Origin of the sequence: Corallococcus sp. AB018, assembly GCF_003986945.1 — a bacterium.
Classification (GTDB): domain Bacteria; phylum Myxococcota; class Myxococcia; order Myxococcales; family Myxococcaceae; genus Corallococcus; species Corallococcus exiguus.
This window is the reverse complement of sequence record NZ_RAWR01000138.1, coordinates 20050-28919: the sequence shown is the minus strand read 5'-3', so window position 1 is coordinate 28919 and position 8870 is coordinate 20050. Positions and strand designations below refer to the sequence as shown.

Below are 8870 nucleotides of genomic sequence, written 5' to 3'. Positions count from 1 at the left end.
CCCGGTGGACCAGTCCACCAGCCGGTAGCCCGCGGGAGACACCAGCCCCGCCGCCACCGCGTTGCCCGTCGCGCTGTCGAACGCCACCGCCGACTGCGCGAACGCCGCGCCGTGCTGGCGCAGGTAGCTGCCGTCGTTCATCGCCTCCAGGTAGACGCGCAGCGGGGCCTCCAGGTCGTACGGCGTCTCCAGCTCCTCGCCGCACGCCACCGTCCTGTCCAGGCGCTCGTACGCGTTGACCAGCAGCACCGGCGCCGTGTCCCCCACCCGCACGCCCACCGTGGCGGACGGGAAGGACTCGCCGCCCGCGTTCACCGCGGCCACGCGGAAGTAGCGCAGCGTGCCGGACGACAGGGTGACGGTGGCCGACGTGTTCTGGATCTCCGTGCCCTCGTCCCAGCCGAAGCCGTCCGCGCTCTGATAGAGCCGGTAGCCCGTGGGGGCGTCGCGTCCTTCCTCCGACGCGACCTGCGGAGGCGCGGTCCATTTCACCTCCACCGCGCCGGGCGTCGCGTTGCGCGCCACCACCGCTCCCGGCGTCTCCGGCGGCAGGTGCACCGCCGCGCCGTCGCGGGTCGCGAAGTACTTGATGAGTCCCTGGGTGATGGCTCGCGCGGCCACGTGGCGGACGCGCGCCTCCTTGAGGTTCGCCGCGTCCGTCGTGTTGTCGTGGTACGCCATCTCCAGGAGCACGCTGGGCATCTCCGGGTTGTGCGTGGGGTTCACCTCGCCCAGGTTCGCCGAGCGCAGGCTGCGCACCCGCCAGTTCGGATCCACCTCGCGCTTGAGGTCCGTTTCAATCTGGGACAAGAGTGCGCGCCCCAGCACGTCGCCGCCCTTCACGCCGGTGAAGTTGAGCGTGCCGTCCACCGGGTTCGGTCCGTAGACGTAGGCCTCCGTCCCCCGAATCGTGCCGGACGTGCCCGCGTTGGTGTGCCACGCGACGTAGACGGCGTCCTCGCCCTCCTCATGCAGCCACGCGGCGAAGCGCGGCCGGGACGTCACGTCCGCGTTGCGCTCGTTGGACAGCGCGTTGGCTCCCGACGGCGCGTACACGCTGAAGGGCGCCCCGCTGTACTGGACGTGGTAGCGCCCGCTCTCCTCGAAGCGCGGACGCAAGAGCGGCCCCTGCGCCGCGTCGCCCATCAGGCCGCGCCCACCGCCCAGTCGCACCGCGTCCACGGACAGCGTCGCGCCCGCGCCCTGCGCCGAGTCGTTCTCCAGCACCACCGCGCCGGACTCCGGGTGCTGGCCCGCCTTGAAGTAGAAGCGCCCCAGCAGCACCCACGTTCCGCCGTGGCGCTGCTGGTTCACTCGGAAGTGGCTCTCCCCGCCCGCGTGCTTCACCACATAGTGCGCGTCCGTCGCGCGCGTGGGGTCGGATCCATAGGAGACGTAGACGTTGTAGGCCGCGTCCGCCGGCACGTCCGGCGTCCACGTCACCTTCGCGGTGGAGGTGGCCGCCGTGTCCAGCGTGCGCGTGGTGCCCAGCGTGAAGGGCTCCACCCCGTTGCCCATGGGCACGGGCGGAGGCGCCCAGCCCTTCTGCGTGGAGGCGTGGAAGCGCGCGGCGTCTCCGTCCTCCACGTAGCCCGTGCCGCCGTTGTCCACGGTGGCGATGAGCGGGTTCAGGTCCGTCTCACGCACGGACACCACCGTGGCGCCCGCCGCCATCAGCATGGGCTGCAGCTCCTGCGACACCACCTCCACGGAGATGAAGTCCTCCACCACGCCCCAGGTGTTGGGCCGCTGCGTCGCCCAGCGCTTCAGCCCGTTGTCGCGATAGAAGCCGTGGCCCGGGCTCAGGTAGATGACCTTGCCGGACAGCGCGCCCTCGCCCCGCCGTGTCTGCGGCACGCCCGCGGTCTTCACGTTGGACTTCGCGGCTCGCGTCTCACGGCGCACCACGGCGGGCGCGTCCGGCGACAGGCGGCGCTGCTCGTGCGCCCGGGGCGCCGGAGCTGGCAGGTATTGAACACCCGGCGGCTCCAGGCCCAGGTCGTCGCCTTCAAAAGCTTCAGGAGTGCCCTGCGCATGAGCGAGGACGGAGGTGCACAGCAGGGTCAGCGCCAGCGAGCGCGACCAGGACGAAAGGAACGTTCGCATCACGCGACCGACCTTACCCCTTCACTCCCCCGCTTCAATCGGACCCGTGGGTGCTAGCCTGCCCACCCCTTCACCTTCCGATGACCGTTCCTGTAACCCCCCGTCCCCAGTTTCCCTCCCGCCGCAGCAACGGCCTGTTCGCCTCGTTCGGACATGCGTGGGCAGGGCTCATCCACACCGTGGCCTGGCAGCGCAACATGCGCATCCACCTCATCTCCGGCGTGCTGGTGGGGCTGGTGGGCAGCGGCATCCCGCTGGGCCTCGCGGAGAAGGTCACGCTCATCTTCTGCGTGCTGCTCATCTTCTTCGCGGAGATCCTCAACAGCGCGCTGGAGCAGCTGGTGGACCTGGCCGTGCAGCAGTTCGACGAGAAGGCCCGGCTCACCAAGGACGCGGCGGCCGCGGGCGTGCTCGTGCTCGCGGGCGGCACGGTGGTCATCTTCGCCGCCATCCTGATCAACTACTGGGAGACCGTGCGCACCAACACCGACGCCATCTTCCGGCAGGTCGCGCTGGGCGTGCCGCTGGCCGCGTGCGCCACGGTGCTCGTGCTGCCTCAGCCGAGGCCCGCCGCCGTGGACGCGCTCGCGTTCCTGCTGTCCCTGGGGCTGCTCGCGCTGACGGCGCCCACGTCCGCGAGCCTCGTCTTCACCGCGCTCACCGCCGCGCTGCTCGTCATCGCCGCCGCCGCCGCCCGCGAGCGCCGTCGCCACCCCCAGCATTGAAGGCCTGAGGACTACACGGCGCGTCGCGCGGCCACGAAAATACCGACGGTCTCAGGCGACGCCGAGCTTCTCGCGCGTCTGGGCATCGGTCGACAGGGCCTCGGCCATGTCCTCTGCCTCGAAGAACGGCCGGATTTCGATCACGTTCCGGCCCGACATGGGATTGGGACAGCGCTTCGCCCAGGCCACGGCCTCGTCCATGTCCTTGACCTTCCAGATGGAGAAGCCGGCGATCAGCTCTCGGGTCTCGGTGAACGGCCCGTCCATGACCGTGCGGCCGGGACCCTCGCAGGCGATGCGCTTGGCTTCGGAGGAGGGCTTGAGGCCGGCGCCAGCCACCAGGATGCCAGCCTTGACCAGCTCCTCGGTGTACCGCTCCATCGCCTCGAATGCCTCGGGCGTGGGGGGCACGGCGTTTTCGCTGTCCTCGTTGGCGATCATGAACACCATCACCCGCATCGTCTGTCCCCTGGTTCGAGCCGGCCCTGAATGGCGGCTCACCGTGGCGACGAACGCGCGTGTCGGAGATCGACAGCGTTCTTGCGAATCTTTCTGGAGCCCCCCGTCACCTCGCGGGTGGGGCGCCCGGAACCAGTCCGGAGCCCGCTCACCCGCGGAGGGTTGATGCGCTGGATTCTAACGGGCTACACGCGCTGCTGAAAGCCTGCCCCGGAGTCGGGGGCTGGCGTCGACTGGGCGGCGACCGCCTTGTCGCCTTCCTTCAGGTCGGTCGTCACGAGCTCCAGGAGTTCCGTCGCGATGCCGATGACCTGGTGCGGCGTGTAACCGCTTGCGCGCAGCTGGTTGAAGAACGTGCGCGCGAGGATGCGGGTGCCCTTCTGGTCGGTGCTCACGGGAATTGCCTCCGGAATCGGCGCCACATGTCCGGCGCCGCAACTGCGTGGGAGTCCGGTCTTCAACCTCCGTGCCAGCCGTTCTCTTCCGAACGGATTCTCCAGCAGTCCTGAGGGGTTGAAGCCCGGAAATGGACGGCACGGAACGTGGAAGGTGCGAAGGGGGTTACGCACCCGGACGTCCGCCCTGCCTGGAACGGCGTTGCCGGGTGTAACGGCGGGTACGCACCCACCCCACGGGGCATCTTGTCTTTTCAAGTGCTTGCATTCCCTCCGGGGGGTGGAGCACATACGCGCCCACCACCGAGGAGTCAGAACACAATGGCGTACCGGGTGAACAACATCGGGCTGTGGCTGGACGAGCCGGAGGAGCTGCTCGGCCAGCGCGCCGCCGAGAAGCTGGGGGTCACCCGGAGCGACCTCGCCTCCGTGCGGGTGGTGCGCTCGGTGCTGGATGCGCGCAAGAAGGGCAGCCCGCGTTACATCTACACGCTTGAGGTGGAGCTGGCCCCGGGCGGCAAGGCGCCGCGGTTGCCCCCGGACGTGAGCGAGGCCCCGCCCCCGCCGGAGATGCCAGTGCGCGTGAAGGAGCCGGAGAAGCTGCCGCTCATCATCGGCACTGGACCCGCGGGGTTGTTCTGCGCGCTGGGCCTGCTGGAGCGCGGCGTGCGCAGCATCCTGCTGGAGCGCGGCAAGGAAGTGGTGACGCGCCGCAAGGACGTGGCGAAGCTCATGCGCGACGGGTCGCTCGACCGCGAGAGCAACATGAACTTCGGCGAGGGCGGCGCGGGCGCGTACACGGACGGCAAGCTGTCCACGCGCATCAACCACCCCATGGTGCGCAAGGTCATTGAAGCCTTCGCGAAGTATGGCGCGCCGGATCAAATCCTCATCGAGGGCAAGCCGCACATCGGCTCCGACCTGCTGCCCGGCGCGGTGGCGAAGCTGCGCGACGAGCTCATCGCGGGCGGCTGCCAGGTGCACTTCGAGCAGCGCGTGGACGACCTGCTCTACCGCGACGGCCGCATCGCGGGCGTGAAGATGGCGGACGGGCGCACGCTGGAGAGCGACCGCGTCATCCTGGCGCCGGGCAACTCCGCGCGCGAACTGTACGAGCGCTTCGCCGCCGACGGCCGCGTGAGCGTGGAGGCCAAGCCCTTCGCGTTGGGCTTCCGCGCGGAGCACCCGCAGTCGTTGATCAACGGCATCCAGTACGGCTCCGCGGCGAAGCACTCCAAGCTGCCGCCCGCGGACTACAAGCTGGCGGAGAACCTGGACGTGGACGGCGAGGTGCGCGGCGTCTACTCGTTCTGCATGTGCCCCGGCGGCATTGTCGTGCCCACGCCCACCGAAGAGGGGCTGCAGTGCACCAACGGCATGAGCAACTCGCGGCGCAACGCGAAGTTCGCCAACGCGGGCATCGTCGTGTCGGTGTCCGTCGCGGACTTCGCGCGCGAGGGCTTCCACGGGCCGCTCGCGGGCCTGGAGTTCCAGCGGCACTGGGAGAGCGAAGCCTACAAGCTGGGCGGAGGCCGCTTCTTCGCGCCCGCACAGACGATTCCGGACTACCTGGCCGGCCGCGTGAAGAAGGACCCGGGCGACACCAGCTACCGCCCGGGCCTGGCGCACACGGACCTGAACAAGCTCTTCCCGGAGCGGCTGACGCAGTCGCTCAAGGCGGCGCTGCGCACGTTCGACCGGAAGATGAAGGGCTTCATCAGCGACGAGGGAAAGCTCATCGGCATCGAGAGCCGGACGTCCTCCCCCGTGCGCATCACCCGGGGAGACGACCTGCAGTCCGTGTCCATGCGCGGCCTGTACCCGGTCGGTGAGGGCTGCGGCTACGCGGGCGGTATCGTGTCCTCCGCCATTGATGGACTGCGCGCCGCTGAGCAGATTGCCACCGAGCTGGCTTGAGGTTCCCGCCCCCTTCCGGGCAGGGTAGGCCGGGAGGGAGGAAGACCCATGGCGTACCGCGTGCGCACTCCGGATGGTGAGCTGATGTTCCCCTCGCTGGGCGACATCGAGCGCGCCTATGTGCAGGGGCTGGTGGACCCGGACGACGAGGTGCGCGAGGACGGCGCGGAGAAGTGGCGCAAGGCGTCCTCGCTGCCCGTCCTGGCCCGGGCGAAGAAGCCCCATGGCCAGGACATGTCCAAACGCGCCCAGACGCTCACGGTGGTGGGCGCGGTGGCGGCGGGGGTGCTCGCGCTCGTGCTGCTCTTCACCGGCACGAACTGGAATGTCCGGATGATGGGCATTGCCCTGGCCCTGGTGGTCAGCGGAATGCTCACCCGGGTGTCCTTCAAGGCATACAAGCGGCCTCCGCCCGTCCTCTAGCGACGCTTACTCCCCTGCCCTCCGGGGCAGCGGCACGGCCCTCGCCGCCAGCAGGCCCCACACGGCCCATGTTTGATGGAAGGCACCCCGCAGGGCGCCTTCCATCGCGCTGGAGGAGGACCGCACCTTGCTCAGCACCTACCTGTCCCGAGAAGCCGCCCGCAAGCTGCGCCATGGCGCCCCCTGGCTGCGCCGCGAGGACATCGTCTCCATGGAGGGCGAGCCGCAGCCCGGCACGCCCATGCAGCTCAAGGACGAGGACGGGCATGTCCTGGGGCTGGGAGACGTGGACCTCCAGGCCTCGTACGCCGTGCGCCGCCTGGGCCTGCCGGACGAGTCCGTGGAAGGCCTCATCCCCCGCCACGTGCGCCACGCCTTCGAGCGGCGCGGACGCCTTGTGGACGACCCGCGCTTCTGCCGCATCGTCAACGACGACGGGGACGGGCTGCCGGGCCTCATCGTGGACCGGTATGATCAGCACTTCGTCGTCCAGACGCTCACCCGCTCCATGGACGCGCGGCAGGAGGAAATCACCCGCACGCTGGGAGAGGTGACGGGGGCGGCCTCCGTGCTGCTGCGCAACGACACGCTCCGGCGAAAGGCGCTGGGTCTGCCCGCGCAGCGCCCGCACGTGATGTACGGCACGCCGCCGCGCTGGTGCCGCCTGCTGGAGATGGGCGCGCGCTTCACCGTGGACCTCACCTACGGCCGGGGCACGGGCTACGGGTACGACCACCGCGAGCTGCGCCGCTTCCTGAGCCGCACCGGCAACGGGGACCGGGTGCTGGACGTGGCGTGCAACGTGGGCGGCCTCTTCGTCCACGCGGGGCGACATGGGGCGAAGCAGATTCTGGCCTTCGACGGCAACGCGGACGCGGCGGACCTGGCGCGGGAGAACGCGGAGGCCAACGGGCTGCTCGGCCGGGTGACGGTGGAACAGGGCGAGCCGCTGGCCGTGCTCCGGGCCCTCAAGGACACCTTCGACCTGGTGCTGCTCGACACGCTGGGGGTGGCGTCCGAGGAGGACTTCATCGAACAGGTGCGGCTGGCCCTGCGGCGCACCCGCCATGGGGGACGGTTGCTCGTGGTCGGTTATCACCCACCGCTGGCGCTGGGCTCATTCACGGAGTGCGTGGCCACGGCCTGCGAGCAGGAGGCGCGCATCGCATTCCGGCTGGTACGGATGGGATTGCCGCCGGACCACCCGGCGCCGGTCGGCTCCCCAGGGGCCGAGTACCTGGAGGCGGTGGCGCTCGAGGTGAGCTGAAGCCCGTGCTGTTTCGCCCTCGACGGGCCCTCCTCGGTGTTAGTGTCCGCGCCGCGATGACAACCGAAAACGAATCCCAGGCCGCGACCTCTTCCACCCCGGAGGCTTCCGTCGAGACCGTCCGCAAGGTGTACGCGGCGGACCTGCGCGAGAAGGACCGGGTCAACACCGTCTTCCGCGTCACCAAGAAGGAGAAGGTGAACGCGCGCAGCGGCAAGGTGTTCCTGTCGCTGTCCCTGGCCGACAAGAGCGGCACCGTGGACGCGCGCGTGTTCGACAAGGTGGACGCGCTCGAGCCCGCCTTCCAGAGCGGTGACTTCGTCCTCGTGCAGGGCAGCGTCATCGTCTTCCACGGCCGCACCCAGGTCGTCGTGGAGGCCGTGGAGCGCCTGGATCCGGAGCCGCTCGACCCCAAGGAGTTCGAGCCGCCCCCCGCCCCGCCCGCCGAGGCGAAGGCCGAGTCCAAGTCCGGCGACGCGAAGTCTGGCGACGCGAAGGCCGAGTCCAAGTCTGGCGACGCGAAGTCCGAGTCCAAGTCCGGCGACGCGAAGCAGGCTGAAGGCAAGGCCGAGCGCCACGAGGGTGGCGGCGGTGGCCCGCGCGCGGTGGGGCAGATCCGTGAGCTCATCACCGAGCGCGTCAACGACCCGTTCGTGAAGCAGCTGCTGCTGGCGTTCCTGGACGACGCGCAGGTGTCCGCGGCGCTGCCGGTGGCCTCCGCGGCCAAGGGCGTGCACCACGCGTGGCGCGGCGGGCTGGCCGAGCACGTCCTGTCGGTGATGCGCCTGACGCTGCGCGTGTCGGACCACTACCCCATGGCGGACCGCGACCTGCTGCTGGCCGGCGCGTTCCTGCACGACGTGATGAAGGGCGGCGACGGGGCGTCCGACAAGGGCTTCGACACCTCCGACGAGGGCCGGCTGGTGGGCCACGCGGTGCTGGCCGCGCAGAAGATCCGCGAGAAGACTCTGGGCATCCCGGGCTTCCCGCCGCTCCTGGAGCAGCACCTGACGCACCTGGCGATCTCCCAGGGGACGTCCGGCGCGAAGGTGCCGGTGACGCTGGAGGCGCAGATCGTCGACACGCTCAGCTCGCTCGACGCGCGCATCTCCTCGTGGGTGGAGGCCATGCAGCGCGACCCGAACGAGCGCTGGACGGACCACCTGCGCGCGTACGACCGCTCGCTCTGGAAGGGCTTCGTGCCCACCGGCCGCGGCCGGGCTCCGGTGGAGGGCGGCCGCCGCAAGCACCGCGAGGAGAAGCGCAAGGCGCGCGCCGAAAAGGGCCCGTCCGCTCCTGCCGGCGAGGGCACTGCCGCCCCCGCATCCCAGGAGGCCCGTCCGGAGCGTCCGCCGCGGCCTCCGCGCGAGCCCCGCGCCGAGCGTCCGCCGCGTGAGGACCGTCCTCCCCGCGAGGACCGTCCTCCCCGCGAGCCCCGCGCCGAGCGTCCGCCGCGCGAGGACCGTCCTCCCCGCGACCCCAAGAGCCTGCCCGGCGAGCTGACCTTCAAGCCGTTCAGCGCGCTGGCGCCGCCCCCGAAGTCCGGTGGTGAGGGTGGTGGCTCCTCGGAGGGCTGAA

Annotated in this window: 8 protein-coding genes; 5 read left to right on the top strand and 3 right to left on the bottom strand. The window is 70.5% G+C overall.

The genetic code is table 11. The annotated features are described in order from the left end of the window. Nucleotides 1–2106 (bottom strand): N-acetylmuramoyl-L-alanine amidase (locus D7Y11_RS26640; protein ID WP_126935114.1); only part of this gene is annotated, 2106 nt, incomplete at its 3' end. Nucleotides 2107–2186: 80 nt separating this feature from the next. Here D7Y11_RS26640 and D7Y11_RS26635 point away from each other — a divergent pair. Further along, the gene (locus D7Y11_RS26635) at nucleotides 2187–2831 is read left to right on the top strand and encodes a diacylglycerol kinase family protein (protein ID WP_126935113.1); all 645 of its coding nucleotides are present in this window, start codon (nucleotides 2187–2189) and stop codon (nucleotides 2829–2831) included. Between the two features lie 51 nt (nucleotides 2832–2882). Here D7Y11_RS26635 and D7Y11_RS26630 read toward each other — a convergent pair whose 3' ends face one another. Together D7Y11_RS26630 and D7Y11_RS26625 are read right to left on the bottom strand one after the other, a co-directional pair. Next, complete coding sequence (locus D7Y11_RS26630; protein WP_233601653.1) at nucleotides 2883–3281, bottom strand: YciI family protein; 399 nt, start codon at nucleotides 3279–3281, stop codon at nucleotides 2883–2885. Nucleotides 3282–3475: 194 nt separating this feature from the next. Then, a complete protein-coding gene (locus D7Y11_RS26625; protein WP_169820105.1) occupies nucleotides 3476–3685 on the bottom strand; it encodes a hypothetical protein in 210 nt (69 codons plus the stop codon). Between the two features lie 321 nt (nucleotides 3686–4006). On the opposite strand from D7Y11_RS26625, the gene D7Y11_RS26620 reads away from it, so the two are divergent. From D7Y11_RS26620 to D7Y11_RS26605, 4 genes are all read left to right on the top strand, one after another. Beyond that, nucleotides 4007–5602: an NAD(P)/FAD-dependent oxidoreductase gene (locus D7Y11_RS26620; protein WP_120578097.1), complete on the top strand. Its 1596-nt coding sequence runs from the start codon at nucleotides 4007–4009 to the stop codon at nucleotides 5600–5602. 48 nt (nucleotides 5603–5650) lie between these two features. After that, nucleotides 5651–6025, top strand: coding sequence for a hypothetical protein (locus D7Y11_RS26615; protein ID WP_120578096.1), 375 nt, complete (start codon nucleotides 5651–5653; stop codon nucleotides 6023–6025). Between the two features lie 127 nt (nucleotides 6026–6152). After that, nucleotides 6153–7292, top strand: coding sequence for a class I SAM-dependent rRNA methyltransferase (locus tag D7Y11_RS26610; RefSeq protein WP_120578095.1), 1140 nt, complete (start codon nucleotides 6153–6155; stop codon nucleotides 7290–7292). Nucleotides 7293–7348: 56 nt separating this feature from the next. After that, a complete protein-coding gene (locus D7Y11_RS26605; RefSeq protein WP_126935112.1) occupies nucleotides 7349–8869 on the top strand; it encodes an HD domain-containing protein in 1521 nt (506 codons plus the stop codon). Nucleotide 8870 lies beyond the last annotated feature (1 nt).